20 protein-coding genes are annotated in these 18,592 nt (G+C 63.0%); 10 read left to right on the top strand and 10 right to left on the bottom strand.

Features of this window, described 5'->3' with window-relative positions; all coding sequences use genetic code 11:
- Positions 1-13 precede the first annotated feature (13 nt).
- A complete protein-coding gene (locus tag ACF8RA_RS21065) occupies positions 14-898 on the top strand; it encodes a LysR substrate-binding domain-containing protein (protein ID WP_176685220.1) in 885 nt (294 codons plus the stop codon).
- Between the two features lie 271 nt (positions 899-1,169).
- On the opposite strand, the gene ACF8RA_RS21070 is transcribed toward ACF8RA_RS21065, so the two are convergent.
- The 6 genes from ACF8RA_RS21070 to ACF8RA_RS21095 all read right to left on the bottom strand — a co-directional run bounded on the left by ACF8RA_RS21070 (position 1,170) and on the right by ACF8RA_RS21095 (position 7,667).
- Positions 1,170-2,588, bottom strand: a complete 1,419-nt coding sequence (locus ACF8RA_RS21070) for an amino acid permease (protein ID WP_176685219.1) — start codon at positions 2,586-2,588, stop codon at positions 1,170-1,172.
- 639 nt (positions 2,589-3,227) lie between these two features.
- Entirely contained in the window at positions 3,228-4,295 is a 1,068-nt protein-coding gene (gene rluB / locus ACF8RA_RS21075; RefSeq protein WP_176685218.1) for a 23S rRNA pseudouridine(2605) synthase RluB, read from the bottom strand.
- Positions 4,296-4,558: 263 nt separating this feature from the next.
- Positions 4,559-5,326, bottom strand: coding sequence for an SMC-Scp complex subunit ScpB (scpB, locus tag ACF8RA_RS21080; protein WP_176685217.1), 768 nt, complete (start codon positions 5,324-5,326; stop codon positions 4,559-4,561).
- Positions 5,313-6,053, bottom strand: coding sequence for a ScpA family protein (locus tag ACF8RA_RS21085; protein WP_162149596.1), 741 nt, complete (start codon positions 6,051-6,053; stop codon positions 5,313-5,315). Before ACF8RA_RS21085 ends, scpB begins: the two co-directional genes overlap by 14 nt.
- A gap of 110 nt (positions 6,054-6,163) precedes the next feature.
- Positions 6,164-6,793 carry an L-threonylcarbamoyladenylate synthase gene (locus ACF8RA_RS21090; protein WP_392488114.1) on the bottom strand — a complete coding sequence of 210 codons (630 nt, stop codon included), beginning with the start codon at positions 6,791-6,793 and terminating at the stop codon, positions 6,164-6,166.
- Positions 6,794-6,806: 13 nt separating this feature from the next.
- Complete coding sequence (locus tag ACF8RA_RS21095) at positions 6,807-7,667, bottom strand: PHP domain-containing protein (RefSeq protein WP_176685216.1); 861 nt, start codon at positions 7,665-7,667, stop codon at positions 6,807-6,809.
- Between the two features lie 67 nt (positions 7,668-7,734).
- On the opposite strand from ACF8RA_RS21095, the gene ACF8RA_RS21100 reads away from it, so the two are divergent.
- From ACF8RA_RS21100 to ACF8RA_RS21120, 5 genes are all read left to right on the top strand, one after another.
- Positions 7,735-8,328, top strand: a complete 594-nt coding sequence (locus ACF8RA_RS21100; protein ID WP_392460958.1) for a septation protein A — start codon at positions 7,735-7,737, stop codon at positions 8,326-8,328.
- Between the two features lies 1 nt (position 8,329).
- Positions 8,330-8,629, top strand: coding sequence for a YciI family protein (locus ACF8RA_RS21105; RefSeq protein WP_392519556.1), 300 nt, complete (start codon positions 8,330-8,332; stop codon positions 8,627-8,629).
- Between the two features lie 489 nt (positions 8,630-9,118).
- A complete protein-coding gene (locus tag ACF8RA_RS21110; RefSeq protein WP_020193052.1) occupies positions 9,119-9,796 on the top strand; it encodes a response regulator transcription factor in 678 nt (225 codons plus the stop codon).
- A gap of 149 nt (positions 9,797-9,945) precedes the next feature.
- The gene (locus ACF8RA_RS21115) at positions 9,946-10,362 is read left to right on the top strand and encodes a Spy/CpxP family protein refolding chaperone (RefSeq protein WP_103444750.1); all 417 of its coding nucleotides are present in this window, start codon (positions 9,946-9,948) and stop codon (positions 10,360-10,362) included.
- A gap of 58 nt (positions 10,363-10,420) precedes the next feature.
- Positions 10,421-11,761 (top strand): ATP-binding protein, encoded by a 1,341-nt coding sequence (locus ACF8RA_RS21120; protein WP_392462462.1) that lies wholly within the window; start codon positions 10,421-10,423, stop codon positions 11,759-11,761.
- Between the two features lie 129 nt (positions 11,762-11,890).
- On the opposite strand, the gene ACF8RA_RS21125 is transcribed toward ACF8RA_RS21120, so the two are convergent.
- Positions 11,891-12,448, bottom strand: a complete 558-nt coding sequence (locus tag ACF8RA_RS21125) for an NAD(P)H nitroreductase (RefSeq protein ID WP_176685213.1) — start codon at positions 12,446-12,448, stop codon at positions 11,891-11,893.
- A gap of 102 nt (positions 12,449-12,550) precedes the next feature.
- Between ACF8RA_RS21125 and ACF8RA_RS21130 the strand changes: the two genes are divergently transcribed.
- A complete protein-coding gene (locus ACF8RA_RS21130) occupies positions 12,551-14,005 on the top strand; it encodes a TrkH family potassium uptake protein (protein WP_021783436.1) in 1,455 nt (484 codons plus the stop codon).
- On the opposite strand, the gene ACF8RA_RS21135 is transcribed toward ACF8RA_RS21130, so the two are convergent.
- Positions 13,962-15,023 carry an AraC family transcriptional regulator gene (locus ACF8RA_RS21135; protein ID WP_209967422.1) on the bottom strand — a complete coding sequence of 354 codons (1,062 nt, stop codon included), beginning with the start codon at positions 15,021-15,023 and terminating at the stop codon, positions 13,962-13,964. The genes ACF8RA_RS21130 and ACF8RA_RS21135 overlap by 44 nt on opposite strands.
- Positions 15,024-15,176: 153 nt before the next feature.
- On the opposite strand from ACF8RA_RS21135, the gene ACF8RA_RS21140 reads away from it, so the two are divergent.
- Positions 15,177-15,488, top strand: coding sequence for a DUF962 domain-containing protein (locus ACF8RA_RS21140; protein WP_020191230.1), 312 nt, complete (start codon positions 15,177-15,179; stop codon positions 15,486-15,488).
- Between the two features lie 13 nt (positions 15,489-15,501).
- On the opposite strand, the gene ACF8RA_RS21145 is transcribed toward ACF8RA_RS21140, so the two are convergent.
- Positions 15,502-16,299 carry a UDP-2,3-diacylglucosamine diphosphatase gene (locus tag ACF8RA_RS21145; protein ID WP_176685210.1) on the bottom strand — a complete coding sequence of 266 codons (798 nt, stop codon included), beginning with the start codon at positions 16,297-16,299 and terminating at the stop codon, positions 15,502-15,504.
- Positions 16,300-16,425: 126 nt separating this feature from the next.
- Between ACF8RA_RS21145 and ACF8RA_RS21150 the strand changes: the two genes are divergently transcribed.
- Positions 16,426-17,193 carry an AraC family transcriptional regulator gene (locus ACF8RA_RS21150; RefSeq protein WP_392487633.1) on the top strand — a complete coding sequence of 256 codons (768 nt, stop codon included), beginning with the start codon at positions 16,426-16,428 and terminating at the stop codon, positions 17,191-17,193.
- 178 nt (positions 17,194-17,371) lie between these two features.
- Complete coding sequence (locus tag ACF8RA_RS21155) at positions 17,372-18,262, top strand: DMT family transporter (protein ID WP_176685208.1); 891 nt, start codon at positions 17,372-17,374, stop codon at positions 18,260-18,262.
- Here the strand turns inward: ACF8RA_RS21155 and ACF8RA_RS21160 are convergent, their stop codons facing one another.
- The gene (locus ACF8RA_RS21160; protein ID WP_043201632.1) at positions 18,263-18,544 is read right to left on the bottom strand and encodes a SelT/SelW/SelH family protein; all 282 of its coding nucleotides are present in this window, start codon (positions 18,542-18,544) and stop codon (positions 18,263-18,265) included.
- Positions 18,545-18,592: the final 48 nt, after the last annotated feature.

Below are 18,592 nucleotides of genomic sequence, written 5' to 3' on the forward strand. Positions count from 1 at the left end.
ATGACTTTTATGAATGAATTACCGCCACCTGACCCCATCCATGTCACTGCTGCTGGCTTTCGAGGCCGCCGCCCGGCATGAAAGCTACACCCGCGCCGCCGCCGAACTGTCGCTGACCCAAAGCGCGGTCAGCCGCCAGGTACAGGCCCTGGAGCAGCAGTTGGGCCTGACCCTGTTCCGTCGCGAGGGGCGCCAGGTGCAGCTGACCGATGTCGGCCGCCTGTACCAGCGCGAACTCAGCGAGGCACTGGGGCGCATCCGCAGCGCCACTTTGCAGGCACTGGCCTATCAATCGGGGGTGGGCACCTTGCGCCTGGCTACCCTGCCAACATTCGGCTCGAAATGGCTGTTGCCGAGGCTGCATGCGTTCTACAGCGCTCACCCGGGCATGCTGGTGCATATTCATTCACGCATTGAAACCATCAACTTCGACACCAGCGAAATCGATGCCGCCATCGGCGTGGCCAGCCACGACTTGCCGGGGCTTGTCTGCCATCGCCTGCATGCCGAGGAACTGGTGGTGATCTTGCCGCCGGAAGCCGGTGCCGACAGCCAGGGCTGGAGCCCGGCCAGGATCAGCGAAGAGGTGCTGCTGAATGTGGCCAACAACCCGCATGCGTGGGGCGAGTGGTTTACCCATCATGGCCTGCCGCATCGGGCGATGCGGTTGGGGCCTAGCTTCGAGCTGACCTCGCACCTGATCCAGGCGGTACGTGCCGGGATCGGAATCGGGCTGGTACCGCGCATATTGGTGGAGGAGGAATTGGCCAAGGGAGAGCTGTACAGCCCGGGCGTAGCGTTTGCCAGCCAGCGCAGTTATTACCTGATCTACCCGCCGAGGAATGAGGCGCTGCCATCGTTGCGGGCATTCAGAGGGTGGTTGCTGGAGCAGATCTGATTTTTGGCGGGGTCACCTGACCTGAGGACAACGCTGTTGGAGCGGGTTCACCCGCGAAAGGGCCGGGCCTGCTGGCCAATCTCCACCCGCCGCTCACCGTTGCCGCCGCTACCGTATTCGCGGGTAAACCCGCTCCTACAAGGGTTACGCAAGCCTCAGGCATACCAGGTCGTCGTAGGAGCGGGTTCACCCGCGAACAGGCCCGCACAGGCAACAAAAAACCCGAAGCCAGTCACCTGACTCCGGGTTTTCGCCTACCACTTATGGCGCCTTACTTGGCGACAGTCTCAACAGCACCGCCCGCATTGACCCGGCGACGAGACTTGAAGATGTACACCACGAACATCGCAAGCAGCCACACCGGGATCGCATACACCGACACCTGGATGCCCGGGATCATCAGCATGATGCCCAGAATCAGCACCACGAAGGCCAGCACCACATAGTTGCCGTACGGGTACCACAGCGCCTTGAACAGCGGCTTCTGGCCGGTACGGTCGAGGTGCTGACGGAACTTCAGGTGCGAGTAGCTGATCATCGCCCAGTTGATCACCAGGGTGGCCACAACCAGCGACATCAGCAGTTCCAGCGCGTTTTGCGGCATCAGGTAGTTCAGCAGCACGGCGACGAAGGTCACGGCTGCCGACACCAGGATCGAACGCACTGGCACGCCACGCTTGTCGACCTTGGCCAGCGACGCCGGGGCATCGCCCTGCTCGGCCATACCCAGCAGCATGCGGGCGTTGCAGTAGGTGCCGCTGTTGTACACCGATAGCGCCGCAGTCAGCACCACGAAGTTCAGCAGGTTGGCAGCCACGTCACTGCCCAGCAGCGAGAACACTTGCACGAACGGGCTGCTGCCATAACTGCCGCCCGAGGCGTCGATGCTGGCGACCAGGGTGTCCCACGGGGTCAGCGACAGCAGCACTACCAGGGCACCGACGTAGAAGATCAGGATGCGGTAGATGACCTGGTTGATCGCTTTGGGGATCACAGTCTTTGGCTTGTCCGCCTCGGCGGCGGTGAAGCCAAGCATTTCCAGGCCACCAAAGGAAAACATGATGAAAGCCAAGGCCATTACCAGCCCGCTGACGCCATTGGGGAAGAAGCCGCCGTGTGACCACAGGTTGGCCACGGTGGCTTCAGGGCCGCCGCTGCCGCTGGTCAGCAGGTAGGCACCCAGGCCGATCATGCTGACGATGGCGACCACTTTGATGATGGCGAACCAGAATTCGGCTTCACCGAAGAACTTCACGTTCATCAGGTTGATGGCGTTGATCAGCACGAAGAAGGCTGCCGCCGTGACCCAGGTGGGGATCTCCGGCCACCAGTAGTGGACATACTTGCCGACCGCCGAAAGCTCCGACATACCCACCAGGATATACAGCACCCAGCAGTTCCAACCCGACAGGAAGCCGGCGAAACCACCCCAGTAGCTGTGGGCGAAATGGCTGAACGAGCCGGCCACCGGCTCTTCGACGATCATTTCACCCAGCTGGCGCATGATCATGAAGGCGATGAAGCCGCAGATGGCGTAGCCAAGGATCATCGACGGGCCGGCGGATTTCATCACGCCTGCCGAGCCGAGGAACAGGCCGGTACCAATCGCACCGCCGAGGGCGATCAACTGGATATGGCGGTTCTTCAGGCCCCGCTTTAGCTCGCCTGAATGCATGTTTTGTCCACTCATGAACGAAGTCACCTGCATTGTTTTTATCTGTGACGGAATCGGACCCACCGCGCTCGTGGCGCAGCGGAATGGGCAAGGTGGTTACCTTGGGTTTCTTGACCTCAGGTGCCGCCGGAGCGGGTCAACCAGGCGTGATCAAGAGTGCGCGGTACGCAAGAGAGTCACAGGTAAAACGCGGCGCACTGTATACCCCTGCAAACGCGCAGGCGTCAACGCGTTGCATCGTTTCCTCGGAAAAAAACGCAGCGTTCCTGTGGTACAGGCCTTCAAAGGCGGAGTGATCGGCGTACATGGCGCCTCCATTTGTTGTTTTGTCAGCCCGGCTCGGTGGGCGGGCTCCTGCACAAGGCAATGGCGGCTATAACAACGTGGGGACGGGGGTTTGGGCAAGGGTGGCTGGCGCCATGGCGACGGCTTTGGTGCATGAACGCCGGCAAGGTTTGTTTACACGATCGGGCTTGATCTGAAATGCGGACTGAAAACGGCCATATTTGTACAAATTTCTTTACATGACGGTTCAAGAACTTGCCAGTCGTCCGGAAAATTCTTTTTGTTCAATATCTTGGGCCGCTTGGCCGGATTCTCGCAGGCATAAAAAACCAGCCCGAAGGCTGGTTCCTTGATTGTCACACTGGCTTATCAGCCACGCGGCTTGCCGCGGCCACGGCCTGCTGGCTTGTCACCATCAGCCTTGCCTGGACGCTTGCGCATCTCGCTCGGGCGCTCAGCCACCGTGCTGCCACGGTTGGTTTTACGTGGAGCTTCTTCACGCGGCTGACGCGCCGGACGTTCGCCAGTGGCGGCACCTTCGTGTGCCGGGCGCAGGTTGCGCACGCGCTCGCCACGGCCCAGCGGGCGGGTCGACTTGCGCTGCAGGCGCTCCATCTTGTCCTTGGCCTTGAGCTTCATGGCTGGCAGCGCGACCGGCTGCAGGCCGACTTCGGCGGCGAGGATGTCGATTTCGCCCTGGGTCATTTCGCGCCAGCGGCCCATCGGCAGGTCGGAATTGAGGAACACCGGGCCAAAACGCACACGCTTCAGGCGGCTGACTACCATGCCCTGGGATTCCCACAGGCGGCGCACCTCACGGTTACGTCCTTCCATCACCACGCAGTGGTACCAGTGGTTGAAGCCTTCGCCACCCGGGGCCTTCTGGATGTCGGTGAATTTGGCCGGGCCATCTTCCAGCATTACGCCGGCTTTCAGGCGCTCGATCATCTCGTCGTCGACTTCACCACGCACACGTACCGCGTACTCACGGTCCATCTCGTAGGACGGGTGCATCAGGCGGTTGGCCAGCTCACCGTCGGTGGTGAACAGCAGCAAGCCAGTGGTGTTGATGTCGAGGCGGCCGATGTTGATCCAGCGGCCTTCTTTCGGCCGTGGCAAACGGTCGAACACGGTCGGGCGGCCTTCCGGGTCGTCCCGAGTGCAGATTTCGCCGTCGGGCTTGTTGTACATGATCACCCGGCGGGTGGCCTCGGCGGCCTCCTCGCGCTTGATCAGCTTGCCGTCCACGGCAATGGCGTCGTGCAGGTCGACGCGCTGGCCAAGGGTGGCCTCGACGCCGTTGACCTTGATGCGACCCTGGCTGATCCAGGCCTCGACATCACGCCGCGAGCCCACGCCAATGCGCGCCAGCACTTTCTGCAGCTTTTCGCCGGATGGCGGGGTGATTTCGGTTTCTTTCAGGTCTTGCTCACTCATCTGGGCACCTCCCGGTGTAGGAATGAAAACAGGGTTCTGGCGACGAACGTGCCAAAAGGCCGCGCATCATACGCGGTTCATCAGGCGAACGCACTGGAGGGTAGAGGGTTTTGTTGGGCTGGGTATGATTTTCTGCCCAGTGGGCTTTGTGCTGGCCTCTTCGCGGGCAAGCCCGCCTACAGGTACACGCAACCTTCAGGAGCTGTGATCCCCCTGTGGGAGCGGGCTTGCCCGCGAAGAGGCCAGCGCAGGCAGCAGATCAATCAGGGTTGTGCCTTGTTCTCTTCCTCCACCGAAGGCTCAGGCTCTTCTCCCCGCAAATCATCAAAATCGGTTTTCAAACCGTCTTCCATGGCATCCAGCTCCACCAACAGGCTACGGAAGCTGGTCTCCTCTTTCGGCTCACCAACCTCCTCCTCCCCAAGGCTGGCATCCGCCAACGCCTGCAGGTGCGCAGGCACCGGCGCATCATCCGGGTCGAGTTGCGGCTCTGGTTCCATTTCGCGCAGCTCGGCCAATGCCGGCAGGTCCTCAAGGCTCTTGAGGTTGAAATGGTCGAGAAACGCCTTGGTGGTGGCGAACATCGCCGGCCGGCCGGGCACTTCGCGGTAGCCGACCACGCGAATCCACTCGCGCTCCATCATGGTCTTGATGATATTGCTGTTCACCGCAACGCCCCGCACGTCCTCGATTTCACCACGGGTGATCGGCTGGCGGTAGGCAATCAGGGCCAGCGTCTCAAGCAGCGCCCGCGAATAGCGCTGCGGGCGCTCTTCCCACAGGCGCCCGACCCAAGGGGCATACGCCTCGCGGATCTGCAGGCGATAGCCGCTGGCCACCTCCTTGAGCTCGAAGGCACGGCCATCGCACGACTTGCCCAGCACCTCCAGAGCCCGCCTGAACACCTTGGGCTCAGGGCGCTCGGCTTCCTCGAACAGCTCGTACAGGCGTTCCAGGGATTGCGGCTTGCCCGAAGCGAGCAAGAAGGCTTCGATCAGCGACGCCAGGTCGCGTGGTTCATTCAGGTTCATCGGGTTCTTCAACTGGCGCCGGGCGAAGCCGCACGTGAATGGCGGCGAAAGGTTCATTCTGCACAAGTTCGATCAGCGATTCCTTCACCAGTTCGAGAATGGCCATGAAGGTCACCACCACACCGAGCTTGCCCTCCTCGGCAGCAAACAGCGCGATGAACGGCACAAAGGCACCGCCCTTGAGGCGCTCCAGCACCTGGCTCATGCGCTCGCGGGTGGACAAGGTCTCACGGGTGATCTGATGGCTTTCGAACAGGTCGTTGCGGCGCATCACCTCGGCCATGGACACCAGCAGCTCTTCCAGGCTGACCTGAGGCAACAGCTTGCGTACCTTGGCCTGCGGCGCCTCCAGGCGCGGTACCACCACCTCGCGTCCGACCCGTGGCAGTTCGTCGATGCCCTCGGCGGCGGCCTTGAAACGCTCGTACTCCTGCAGGCGGCGGATCAGCTCGGCGCGTGGGTCACCCTCCTCCTCCTCGACGTCGGCGGAGCGCGGCAGCAGCATGCGCGACTTGATCTCGGCAAGCATGGCAGCCATCACCAGGTATTCGGCGGCCAGCTCAAGGCGCACGCTTTTCATCAGCTCTACATAGCCCATGTACTGCCGGGTGATCTCGGCGACAGGGATGTCGAGAATGTCAATGTTCTGCTTGCGGATCAGGTACAGCAAAAGGTCCAGCGGGCCTTCGAAAGCTTCGAGGATGACTTCAAGGGCGTCCGGCGGGATGTACAAGTCCAGCGGCAGCTCGGTCAGGGCTTCGCCATAGACCAGCGCCAACTGCAGTTGCCGAGGCTCCTCGACCCGTTCGGCCGGCGCCTCAGGCGCTTCCAGCTGGCTCACACGTTGACCAGGAATGGCGTGGGGTCGCCACAACCTTCGCGGATCAGTTCCGGTTCGTCGCCGGAGAGGTCGATGATGGTCGACGCCTTGAGGTCGCCGAACCCGCCATCGATCACCAGGTCGACATGGTGCTCCAGCCGTTCACGGATCTCGTAAGGGTCAGTCATCGGCTCGCTGTCACCCGGCAGGATCAGGCTTACGCTCATCAGTGGCTCGCCCAACTCGGCCAGCAAGGCCAAGGTGATGGCGTGGTCCGGCACACGCAGCCCGATGGTGCGACGCTTATCGTGCAACAGCAGGCGCGGCACTTCACGCGTGCCGTTGAGAATGAAGGTGTAAGGCCCCGGCACATGCGCCTTCAGCAAGCGGAAGGTGCCGGTATCGACCTTGGCATACAACCCCAGTTGCGACATGTCGCAGCACATCAGGGTGAAGTTGTGCGACTTGTCCAGCCCGCGCAGGCGCCGCACCCGCTCGATTGCCGATTTGTCGCCTATCTGGCAACCCAGCGCATAGGCCGAATCCGTCGGATACACCACCACGCCCCCCTTGCGGATGATCTCGACGGCCTGTTTTATCAGGCGCGCCTGTGGGTTCTCCGGATGAATCTGGAAAAATTGGCTCACGTAGTCGTCCTGTTCATAGCGCCAAAGGCTGTTCATGGCTGAATCGACGCCACAAAGGTGGCAGATCCTCGGGCAAAGGCCGATAGGCACCGATCTCGCCCCAGGTGCCGGGGCCGTGGAAGTCACTGCCAGCGCTTGCCAGCAGGCCGAACTCACGGGCAAGGATGGACATGGTGCCCACTTGCTCGGCAGGCATCATCCCGTTGACCACTTCAAGCGCCTGCCCTCCTGCCTGAATATAGTCGGCAATCAGCCGCCTGCGCTTGCTGCGGGTCAGGTCGTAGTGCATGGGGTGCGCCAGGCTCACCCAGGCGTTGGACTGCCTCAGCGTGGCAACGGTTTCGTCGAGCGTCGGCCAGTGCTGCTTGACGTCGCCCAGCTTGCCGGCGCCCAGCCACTTGCGAAACGCTTCGCCACGGTCCTTGACGTGGCCGGCACGCACCAGATACTCGGCAAAATGCGGCCGCGCCGGGGCGTTGCCGCTGTCACCCAGTTCGTGTTGCACGGCGCGCGCGCCTTCAAGCGTGCCGGGCATGCCCTTGGCCGCCAGCCGTTTGTCGATTTCTTCGGCACGCAGCCAGCGGCCGCGGTGCAACGCTTGGATTGCCGCCAGCAACGGCGGTGCGTCGAGCGGGAAGTCATAGCCCAGCACATGGATGGTCGCGCCGCCCCACGTGCAAGACAGCTCCACCCCGCTAACCCAGTGCATCCCCAGGTCAGCGCAGGCCTGGCGCGCTTCGGCCAGGCCCTCGAGGGTGTCATGGTCGGTCAGCGCCAGTGCTTGCACCCCGTGTTCATGGGCCCGGGCAACCAGTACGGAAGGCGACAGGGCGCCGTCGGAGGCCGTGCTGTGACAGTGCAGATCAACATTCATGGAGGAGCGCTTTCGCTGGAATCGATGTTTGTTATTATGCCGTCACATCCCGATTCTGGCTGCCATTGTGAAACAATTCATCGATTTCATCCCACTGCTGCTGTTCTTCATCGTCTACAAGCTCGACCCGCGCCCCATGGAAGTCGCCGGCCATCACTTCGAATTTGGCGGCATCTACAGCGCCACAGCCATGCTGATCATCAGCTCGCTGGTCGTGTACGGCGCTCTGTTCCTGCGCCAGCGCAAGCTGGAAAAAGGCCAGTGGCTGACGCTGATCGCCTGCCTGGTGTTCGGTGGCCTGACCCTGACCTTCCACAGCGAAACCTTCCTCAAGTGGAAGGCCCCCGTCGTGAACTGGCTGTTCGCCCTGGGTTTTGCCGGCAGCCACCTCATCGGCGACCGGGTGCTGATCAAGCGCATCATGGGCCACGCCCTGACCCTGCCTGATGCCATCTGGACGCGCCTGAACCTGGCCTGGATCGCTTTCTTCCTGTTCTGCGGCGCGGCCAACCTGTTCGTCGCCTTCACCTTCCAGGACTTCTGGGTGGATTTCAAGGTGTTCGGCAGCCTGGGCATGACCGTGATTTTCCTGGTGGTGCAAGGCGTGTACCTGTCGCGCCACCTGCACGATGACCCTTCTACTTCCAAAACCAAGGATTGACATGCTCTACGTCATTATCGCCAGCGACGTCGCAAACTCCCTGGAAAAGCGCCTGGCTGCCCGCCCGGCGCACATCGAACGCCTGCAGCAGCTCAAGGCCGAAGGCCGCGTGGTGCTGGCGGGCCCGCACCCGGCCATCGACAGCAACGACCCGGGCGAAGCGGGTTTCAGCGGTAGCCTGATCGTTGCCGAATTCGAGTCGCTGGCAGCCGCGCAGACCTGGGCCGATGCCGACCCGTACATCGCTGCCGGCGTGTACGACAAGGTTGTGGTCAAGCCGTTCAAGCAAGTACTGCCTTGACCTGAGACGGCACGGCCCTCTTCGCTACAAGGTACCCACAAACCTTCGGACCTGTGCCATCGCCCGTAGGAGCGGGTTCACCCGCGAAGAGGCCGGGCCTGCCGGCCAATCTCCACCCACCGTTCACCGTTGCAGCCGCTACCGTATTCGCGGGTAAACCCGCTCCTACACAGATTGGTGGTGGACACACGTCGGTGGTTGGACACAGACCCTTGTAGGAGCGGGTTCACCCGCGAAAGGGCCGGGCCTGCTGGCCAATCTCCACCCGCCGTTCACCGTTGCCGCCGCTACCGTATTCGCGGGTAAACCCGCTCCTACACAGATTGGTGGTGGACACACGTCGGTGGTTGGACACAGACCCTTGTAGGAGCGGGTTCACCCGCGAAGAGGGCCACGCGGTACCAGCAGTTATACTCAGGCCATCAGTCTGCGGTATCTTTGCCACTGGCGGGCCGAATCACCGCCGTCATTGGTTGAATTGAGTGAGTCATGAGCGAGCTGTTACTGATTGATGATGACCAGGAACTGTGCGAGCTGCTCGGCAGCTGGCTGACCCAGGAAGGGTTTTCCGTGCGTGCCTGCCACGATGGCCAGAGCGCTCGCCAGGCCTTGGCCGAGCATGCGCCTGCTGCCGTGGTATTGGATGTGATGTTGCCCGACGGCAGCGGCCTGGAGCTTCTCAAGCAGTTGCGCAGCGAGCATGCCGAGTTGCCGGTGCTGATGCTGTCAGCCCGCGGCGAGCCGCTGGACCGCATTCTCGGCCTGGAACTGGGCGCCGACGATTACCTGGCAAAACCCTGCGACCCGCGTGAGCTCACTGCCCGCCTGCGCGCGGTACTGCGCCGCAGCCACCCCACCGCCACGACCAGCCAGATGGAACTGGGTGACCTGGTCTACAGCCCTGCGCGGGGTGTGGCCAGCATCGATGGCCGCGAAATGACCCTGACCCTGTCCGAAAGCCGTATTCTTGAAGCGCTGCTGCGTCAGCCCGGCGAGCCGCTGGACAAACAGGAACTGGCGCAGATCGGCCTGGGCCGCAAGCTGACCCTGTACGACCGCAGCCTGGACATGCATGTCAGCAACCTTCGCAAGAAGATCGGCCCACACGCCGATGGCCGTCCACGCATCGTGGCGCTGCGTAGCCGTGGCTATTACTACTGCCTGTAAAGCTGCGCGCCTCATTCGCGGTACAAGGCCGCGCCTGCACGGGCCACTCATCTTTACTTTGCCTTTACCCTCCCCTGACTGCGCTTGACGGTGATCTCCCTAGACTGTGCTCATCCGGTAATCACCGGCCCATGTAAAGGAGAGACACCATGCGCAAGACCCTTATCGCCCTGATGTTCGCTGCCGCTCTGCCGACCGTTGCCATGGCCATGCCTGACGGCGGCCCGCGCCACGACGGCCCGCATCATCGCGGTGATGCGCCTTTCCACCAACTGGACCTGAGCCGCGAGCAGCGCCAGCAGATCGGCAAGCTGATGGGCGAGCAGATGCAGCAGCGCCGCGACATCACCGAGCGCTACCTGTCCAAGCTGCCGGCCGCCGACCAGAAGGCCATGAAGGACGAGCTGAAAGCCAGCCGCGACAAGACCGACAGCGCGGTGCGCAACCTGCTCAAGCCTGACCAGCAGAAGAAGTTCGATGAACTGCAAAAGGAACGCGCCGCCAAGAAAGCCGAGTGGCAGGAGTTCAAGGCCTGGAAAGCTGAAAAAGGCGCCAAGGCCCAGTAAGCTGTCCGCCCCCTGCCCGGTCCGCATCACTGCGGGCCGGGCTTTTCCCGTTTAGGAGGTGCACTTGCGTTCTTTGTTCTGGCGCATCCTGGCCAGTTTCTGGCTGGCCATCACCCTGGTCGCAGGCCTGTCGATCCTGCTGGGGCACATGCTCAACCAGGACGCCTGGATCCTCAGCCGCCACCCGGGCCTGAACACCCTGGCCAGCAAGTGGGCCAAGCACTATGAGCAGGAAGGCCTGGATGCGGCCCAGCACTTTCTGGAACGACGCAAGGACCGCTACAAGATCGACGTGCAGGTGCTCGACGATAGCGGTGAGGCCGTGGTGCCGGGTACCTTCCCACGCCGTGCGGCAGCCTTCGAAGCGCGCCAGCACAATGACCAGCGGCGCTTGCCATGGCGCCGGCTGACCGAGGAATACACCAGCCCCGACACCGGCGAAACCTACTTGCTGATCTACCGCATCCCCCATCCGGCGCTGGATGCCTGGCACCGTGAAAGCCTGCTGTGGCCGCTCAGCGCACTGGGCATTGCCTTGGTCGTGCTGACCCTGTTCAGCCTGCTGGTGACGCTGTCCATAACCCGTCCGTTAAGCCGCCTGCGCAGCGCCGTACACGACCTGGGCCAGTCTACCTATCAGCAGAACAGCCTGGCACGGCTGGCAGCTCGGCGCGACGAGTTTGGCGTGCTGGCCAAGGACTTCAACAAGATGGGCGCACGCCTGCAAAGCACCATCGGCAGCCAGCGCCAGTTGCTGCGCGACGTGTCTCATGAGCTACGCTCGCCACTGGCCCGGCTGCGTATCGCCTTGGCCCTGGCAGAGCGTGCCGATCACGAGCAGCGGCAAACCCTGTGGCCGCGCCTGACCCGCGAATGCGACCGCCTGGAAGACCTGATCAGCGAAATCCTCGCCCTGGCCCGGGTGGATGCCGAGCAGGCTCATGCCGAACCGGTCGACATCAATGCCTTGCTCGGCAGCGTACGCAAGGATGCCCTGCTAAGCGCGCCGGAGCAGGACGTGCGCCTGGAGGCGCAGCCAGGGTTGAGCTTGCAGGGTTGGCCAACGCTGATCGAGCGTGCCGTGGACAACCTGCTGCGCAATGCCCTGCGTTTCAACCCGGCGGGCCAGCCGGTCGAGGTCAGCGCTGCACGCGAGCAGAACCGCATCGTGATCAGCGTACGTGACCATGGGCCTGGGGCAGCAGCGGAGCACATGGCGCAACTGGGCGAGCCGTTCTTTCGCGCGCCGGGGCAGGCAGCGCCGGGGCATGGCCTGGGGCTGGCGATTGCACGCAAGGCAGCGGAGCGCCATGGCGGTAGCCTGGTGCTGGAGAATCATCCACAGGGTGGGTTTGTGGCCAGGCTGGAGTTCCCCTTGGCTGAAGCAGCAGGCAGTTGATGGGTGTAACGGCGCCTGGCCTCTTCGCGGGTAAACCCGCTCCTACAGGGGATGTAGATGCCGTTGCAGGAGCGGGTTTACCCGCGAAGAGGCCGGAAGCCTTGATACATCAATCAGTCCAAGGCAGCCTTACTCACCCCAGCCACTGACGAAATCGGCAGTTTCCAGCACCGGCGCCGTCCGCGGCTCGGTCAGCGGCGTGCCGACGTACAGGTAGCCGATCAGCTCCTCGTTCTCGGCCAACCCCAACCCCTTGTGCACATGGGCATCGAAGGCCATGTCACCGGTACGCCACACCGCGCCGATCCCCTGCGCATGCGCAGCAATCAGAATGCCGTGCGCTGCACAGCCTGCGGCCAGACGCTGCTCGGACTTGGGCACCTTGAAGTGGTCCTGCAACCTGGCCACCACCACGATCAACAATGGCGCCCGCAGCGGCATGGCACGGGCCTTGTCCAGTGCCGCCTGGCTGGCATCGCCCTTGTGCTGCAAGGCTTCGGCGAACAGCTCGCCGAGCTTCTCGCGGCCCTGGCCTTCAATGGTAAGAAAACGCCACGGCCGCAGCTGGCCGTGGTCCGGGGCGCGCAGGGCAGCCTGGAACAGCGCCTCACGCTGGGCGGCATTGGGCGCCGGGTCGGTCAGGCGTGGCACGGAAACACGGTTGAGCAATGCGTCGAGAGCCTCCATCGGCTACCCTCCTGGCAGTTGAATGTGCGGCCATTCTAGCGTTTACATCACCGGACCCATAGGTAGAATGGCGCCCTTCCGTTTCGAGTCTGAGCAGATCACATGGCGTTGCCGACCTTAAGGATTATTGGTTTCATCATCGGCATCTTCCTGATTACGCTGGCCGTGAGCATGGCCGTGCCCATGGCGACCCTGGTGATCTTCGAGCGCACCGGCGACATGCCGTCGTTTCTCTGGTCGAGCCTGATCACCTTCATCGCCGGCTTGGCCCTGGTGGTGCAGGGGCGCCCGGAGCATGTACACCTGCGCCCGCGCGACATGTACCTGCTGACCGTCAGCAGTTGGCTGGTGGTGTGCGTGTTCGCCGCGCTACCGTTCCTGCTGACCCAGCACATCAGCTACACAGACGCCTTCTTCGAAAGCATGTCAGGCATCACCGCCACCGGCGCCACCGTGCTCAGCGGGCTCGATAACATGTCGCCGGGCATCCTGATGTGGCGTTCGATGCTGCACTGGCTCGGCGGTATCGGCTTCATCGCCATGGCGGTGGCGATCCTGCCGCTGCTGCGCATCGGCGGCATGCGCCTGTTCCAGACCGAATCGTCCGACCGCTCGGAAAAGGTCATGCCGCGGTCGCACATGGTCGCCAAGTCGATCGTGGGGGTTTACGTCGGCTTCTCGATACTGGGCGCGCTGGCCTTCTGGTGGGCGGGCATGAGCCCGTTCGATGCAATCAACCACGCCATGTCGGCTATCTCTACCGGCGGTTTCTCCACCTCCGACCAGTCATTGGCGAAGTGGGATATCCCGGCCGTGCACTGGGTTGCGGTGGTGGTGATGATCATGGGCAGCCTGCCGTTCACCCTTTACGTAGCTACCCTGCGTGGCAACCGCAAGGCGCTGATCCGCGACCAGCAGGTGCAAGGTTTGCTGGGCATGCTGGTGGCCACCTGGCTGGTGTTGGGCACCTGGTATTGGTACAGCACCGATCTGCACTGGCTCGATGCCTTGCGCCATGTAGCGCTGAACGTGACCTCAGTGGTCACCACCACCGGCTTCTCCCTGGGTGACTACAGCCTGTGGGGCAACTTCTCGCTGATGCTGTTCTTCTACTTGGGCTTCGTTGGCGGCTGCTCCGGCTCGACCGCAGGCGGTATCAAGATTTTCCGCTTCCAGGTGGCCTACATCCTGCTGAAGGCCAGCCTCAACCAGCTGATTCACCCGCGCGCGGTGATCAAGCAGAAATACAACGGCCATCGCCTCGATGAAGACATCGTGCGTTCGATCCTGACGTTCTCGTTCTTCTTCGCCATCACCATCTGTGTCATGGCGCTGCTGCTGTCGCTGCTGGGCGTGGACTGGATGACCGCGCTGACCGGCGCTGCGGGCACGGTTTCGGGTGTAGGCCCGGGCCTGGGCGAAGTGATCGGCCCGTCGGGTAACTACGCCACGCTGCCTGACGCGGCCAAATGGATTCTGGCGACCGGCATGCTGCTGGGTCGCCTGGAAATCATCACGGTGCTGGTGTTGTGCATGCCGGCGTTCTGGCGTCACTGAGCGCTTCGCCTTCCGTGCCCAGGCGTGCGCGGTACTCGCTGGGCGTGGCATCGAACCAACGACGGAACGCCCGATAGAAGTTGCTGGGGTCGGCAAAGCCCAGCAGGTAGGCGGTTTCCAGCAAGGTCATGCCCGGCTGGGCCAGGTACTGTTCGGCCAGCTCGCGGCGGGTGTCGTCAAGCAAGGTCTGGAAGCTGGTGCCTTCCTCCTGCAGCCGCCGTTGCAAGGTGCGCTGCGACAGGTGCAGGGCCTGGGCCAGGGTTTCGCGCTTGGGCTCACCCTGCGGCAGGATGCGGCACAACACCTGGCGCACGCGGTGGCTGACCCGGCTTTCGGAAAAGCGTGCCAGGTACTCGCCGGCAAACCGGTCGTGCAGCACCGCCATGGCCTCGTTGGCGGTCGGCAGCGGCGCCTCCATGTCGGCCCGCTCGAACACCAGCGCATCATGCGGGGCACCGAATACCAGCGGCGAATGGAACGCCACCTTGTAAGGCTCGACATTCTTCGGCTGCGGCCCCTGCACCAGTACCCGCCGCGGCTGTACCGGCCGGCCACTGAGCCATTTGCACAGCGCCAGCGCACAGGCCAGCGACGCTTCGGCGCTGTGCCGGGTCGGCGGCAGGTGGTCGCCATGCACGGTCAGAATCAGCGAATAGCCCTCGGCGCCAAGGACGAAACTGAGGTCGGAGCTTTCGGCGATGATGCGCTGGTAGCGCACCAGGCGCTCGAAGCCCTCGGCCAGGGTGCGGCTTGACATCAACGCATAGCCCACCACATGGAACGACGCCGGGCGGACCACCCGTGCCATGTTCAGGCCGATGGCCTCATTGCCCGACAGCTCCACCGCCAGTTGCCAGAGGCGGGTCATGGAATCTTGAGGGAAACGTGCATCAGGGTCATCGAGGGCGGCAAAGTCCAGCCCCAACTGCTTGAACATGGCTCTGCAATCCAGCCCTTCCAGTTCAAGTGCCTTCACGATCCCTGATGCCCAACTGGCTGACGTTGTTCTTTCGCTCATGACAGGCTTCTTTTACCGACCGCTCCTGCGGTGAACCCCAAGGATACTCATTTGGCGCCTATTGTCACTGGTAGGCCCCGTCAGTCACTCTAGACTCGAATCAGGCTCCACGCCGTGTATCTTGTCCAGAAGTATTAATCCCGGAGCACTGCCATGAACAGCAAAGCGCAGTTTCGCAGTTTTGCCGAGTTCTATCCGTACTATCTTGGGGAGCACAGCAACCCCACCTGCCGCCGTCTGCACTTCATCGGCACCAGCCTGGTGATAGCGCTGCTGGCCTACACCATTGGCAGTGGCAAATGGTTGCTGCTGCTGGCCGTGCCGGTGTTCGGCTATGGCTTTGCCTGGGTCGGGCATTTCTTTTTTGAGAAAAACCGGCCAGCGACCTTCACCTATCCGCTTTACAGCCTGGCCGGGGATTTCGTGATGTTCCGGGATATCCTGCTGGGCAAGCTCAGGCTGTAAGCATCTGAGGCCCTTAAGCCGACTCGCGCAACGCCGCCGCTGCCTGTGCCTCAGCCAGCCGATACAGTTCGACACTGCCGTCCCAATGCTCGATCAGTGCCGTGCACGATTCCACCCAGTCCCCGCAATTGAGGTAGTCCACCTCACCCACCTTGCGGATTTCGGCATGATGGATATGCCCGCACACCACCCCATGAAAACCACGGCGGGTGCACTCGTGGGCAATGGCATTCTCGAAGTCACTGATGAAGTTCACCGCCCCTTTCACCTTGTGCTTCAGGTACGCAGACAGCGACCAGTAACCATAGCCATACCGCGCACGCCAGTGGTTGAGCCAGCGGTTGAGCACCAAGGTGAATTCGTAGGCGCGGTCACCCAGAAACGCCAGCCAGCGGTGGTAACGGGTAATCACATCGAACTGATCGCCATGGACAACCAGCAGACGGCGGCCATCGGCTGTCAGGTGCTCGGCCTCGTCCACCAGCTGAATGTTGCCCAGAATCAGCTTTGAGTAGCGGCGCAGGAATTCGTCGTGGTTGCCGGTGACGTAGATCACCTCGGTGCCGCGCTTGCTCATGGTCAACAGCCGGCGGATCACGTTGGTGTGAGCTTGCGGCCAGTAGATCCCGCCGCGCAGTTTCCAGCCATCGATGATATCGCCCACCAGGTAGACGCGATCAGCCTGGTAGCCCTTGAGAAATTGCGACAGGTGTTCAGCCTGGCAGTCGCGGGTACCCAGGTGCACGTCGGAGATCCACAGGGTACGCACGCGTTGCTTGCGCGAGGGGCGGGACAGTTCGGCATGGGTCATGGGCAGGCTCCGGCGCAGTTTGCTGGAGACTGGCAGGCGCACATGACAGCGCCATGGCAAAACAGTGACGAGTGATGGCGTGCAGGGATTGAGGCACAATGGGCGCCTGCCCTGCGAGGAGCCCCCATGACCGCCGCCCCGATCCTCTCGCTGCGCCATTACCGTGACAGCCTGATCGCCCACAGCCACGAACACCCGCAACTGGTGTTCGGCCTGCGCGGCCGCCTGGATTTCGAGGTCCAGGGGCATGGCGCCGGGATCGATCGGCAGGGGCTGGTAGTGGTCCCGGCGGGTGCTCATCACACGTGCGCCAGCGATGCCGGCAGTGATTGTCTGGTGCTTGATGTGCCTGGGGAGCCTTGGTTGCGCGAGCACCTGGGCGAGCATGCCGATGCCAGCCGCCGCCTGCTCGACCGCCCCGTCACCCTGGGCCTGGATGAACGCCAGCAGCAACTGGTGGACTGGCTGGCGAGCAGCCCCATGCACGACCCGTTGATCGCCAGGCAAGGCGCGGCACTGCTGCTGGCCAGCCTCAACGCCACGGCGGCAGCCAGCGTGCACACCAGCCAGCGCCTGCCCTACGCAGCCTTCGATGCGCATATCGAACAGCATGCTGCCTACCCGCTGCAGGTTGCCGACCTGGCGCGCATCGCCGGGCTGTCCATTGCCCGACTGCATGCGCGCTTTACCGCAGAGTGCGGGATGACTCCGATGGACTACATTCGCCAGCGGCGTTTGCTCAAGGCGCGGCGGCTAATCGTGCAGACCGTGCTGCCGATGGGCGAAATTGCGGCGCAGGTGGGGTATAGCTCGCAAAGTGCCTTTTCAGCGGCGATGCTGCGGGCGTTCGGGTGTACACCGTTGGCTTTGCGACGAGAGCCTGGCGATAACTGACAGCAGTCTTGCGACAGAATGTGTTTGCCTGAGGCTTTACACTTTGCCTTTACCGGCCCTTTCGCGGGTAAACCCGCTCCTACAGGATTTCCGCAGCCCTGAAGGTTGTGCACAACCTGAACGGGTTTACCCGCGAAAGGGCCGGTACTGCCTGTAGAGATCTTCATCAAGGACTACCATGAACCACCGCACCGCCCTCGGCGCACTGCACATTGGCGCGCTGTTCTTCGGCCTTACCGGCGTCTTCGGCAAACTGGCTGCCAGCGCCAACCCGGCGATCATCGTCTTCGGTCGCGCTGCCTTCGCCGTACTCGCCCTGGCCCTGTTCGTCAGCCTGGCCGGCCCGGGCTGGCAACGCCTGAACAGCCAGGACGCGCGCCGCCTGTTGCTCGGCGGCGTGCTGCTGGCCGGCCACTGGGTCAGCTTCTTCATCGCCGTCAAAGTGGGCGGCGTGGCCATCGCCACCCTCGGCTTCGCCAGCTTCCCGGCCTTTACGGTGATCCTCGAAAGCCTGCTGTTCCGCGAGCGAATCCGCCGTAACGAAGCGGTATTGGTCGTGCTGGTCAGCATCGGCCTGATACTGGTCACGCCGGCATTCGATCTGGCCAGCGAAGCCACCGGCGGCCTACTCTGGGCACTGCTCTCGGGCCTGCTGTTCTCGCTACTGTCACTGACCAACCGGGCCGGCTCTGGCCGTTTGCCTGCGGTACAGGCAGCCCTGTGGCAGAACCTGGTGGTGGGCCTGTGCCTGCTGCCGTTCGCGGCGCCCGGCCTGGCCGACGTTGCGCCCCTGGACTGGCTGTGGATCGCCCTGCTCGGCATCTTCTGCACGGGAGTGGCGCACAGCCTGTTCGTTGCCAGCCTGGCGGTGATCAAGGCGCGCACCGCCGCCGTCGTGTTCGGCATGGAGCCGGTCTACGGCATTGCCGTGGCCTGGGCAGTATTCGCCGAGACCCCGACCGTGCGCATGCTGCTGGGCGGCGCGCTGATCATCTTCGCCATCGTGCTGTCCAGCCGTTTGGCTGCCGAGCAACCGCCCAGGCAGCGACCACTGACCGAGGGCGCCTGATCAGCGGTCGTTGTGACCAAGATCACGCTGCGGGTCGATCTGGTCGCGCACCCGCTGCTTCAGTACCTTCGCTTCGGGGAAACCACCGTCGGCCTTGCGCTCCCAGATCTGCACGCCATTGCAGGTGATGCGGAAGATACCCCCGGTACCCGGCTCCAGCGCTACCCGGCCAAGGTCGTCGGCAAAGGTGCTGAGCAGTTCCTGAGCCAGCCAGGCAGCACGCAAAAGCCACTGGCACTGGGTGCAATAGGTGATGACGATTTCCGGCTTGTTGTCAGCCATGGTGAAACATCTCCAGGTAAAGGGCCGCTTATACTAGCGGTCTTTAGC

Origin of the sequence: Pseudomonas sp. FYR_5 (assembly GCF_043106315.1) — a bacterium.
GTDB lineage: Bacteria > Pseudomonadota > Gammaproteobacteria > Pseudomonadales > Pseudomonadaceae > Aquipseudomonas > Aquipseudomonas putida_Y.

Coding starts and splice junctions, on each gene's coding strand:
- scpB (WP_176685217.1), bottom strand. CDS start 5,326: ATGAACCTGAATGAACCACGCGACCTGGCGTCGCTGATCGAAGCCTTC.
- ACF8RA_RS21105 (WP_392519556.1), top strand. CDS start 8,330: ATGCTCTACGTCATTATCGCCAGCGACGTCGCAAACTCCCTGGAAAAG.
- ACF8RA_RS21140 (WP_020191230.1), top strand. CDS start 15,177: ATGAACAGCAAAGCGCAGTTTCGCAGTTTTGCCGAGTTCTATCCGTAC.
- ACF8RA_RS21155 (WP_176685208.1), top strand. CDS start 17,372: ATGAACCACCGCACCGCCCTCGGCGCACTGCACATTGGCGCGCTGTTC.
- ACF8RA_RS21110 (WP_020193052.1), top strand. CDS start 9,119: ATGAGCGAGCTGTTACTGATTGATGATGACCAGGAACTGTGCGAGCTG.
- ACF8RA_RS21115 (WP_103444750.1), top strand. CDS start 9,946: ATGCGCAAGACCCTTATCGCCCTGATGTTCGCTGCCGCTCTGCCGACC.
- ACF8RA_RS21150 (WP_392487633.1), top strand. CDS start 16,426: ATGACCGCCGCCCCGATCCTCTCGCTGCGCCATTACCGTGACAGCCTG.
- ACF8RA_RS21095 (WP_176685216.1), bottom strand. CDS start 7,667: ATGAATGTTGATCTGCACTGTCACAGCACGGCCTCCGACGGCGCCCTG.
- ACF8RA_RS21135 (WP_209967422.1), bottom strand. CDS start 15,023: ATGAGCGAAAGAACAACGTCAGCCAGTTGGGCATCAGGGATCGTGAAG.
- ACF8RA_RS21070 (WP_176685219.1), bottom strand. CDS start 2,588: ATGAGTGGACAAAACATGCATTCAGGCGAGCTAAAGCGGGGCCTGAAG.
- ACF8RA_RS21125 (WP_176685213.1), bottom strand. CDS start 12,448: ATGGAGGCTCTCGACGCATTGCTCAACCGTGTTTCCGTGCCACGCCTG.
- ACF8RA_RS21160 (WP_043201632.1), bottom strand. CDS start 18,544: ATGGCTGACAACAAGCCGGAAATCGTCATCACCTATTGCACCCAGTGC.
- rluB (WP_176685218.1), bottom strand. CDS start 4,295: ATGAGTGAGCAAGACCTGAAAGAAACCGAAATCACCCCGCCATCCGGC.
- ACF8RA_RS21130 (WP_021783436.1), top strand. CDS start 12,551: ATGGCGTTGCCGACCTTAAGGATTATTGGTTTCATCATCGGCATCTTC.
- ACF8RA_RS21065 (WP_176685220.1), top strand. CDS start 14: ATGAATTACCGCCACCTGACCCCATCCATGTCACTGCTGCTGGCTTTC.
- ACF8RA_RS21145 (WP_176685210.1), bottom strand. CDS start 16,299: ATGACCCATGCCGAACTGTCCCGCCCCTCGCGCAAGCAACGCGTGCGT.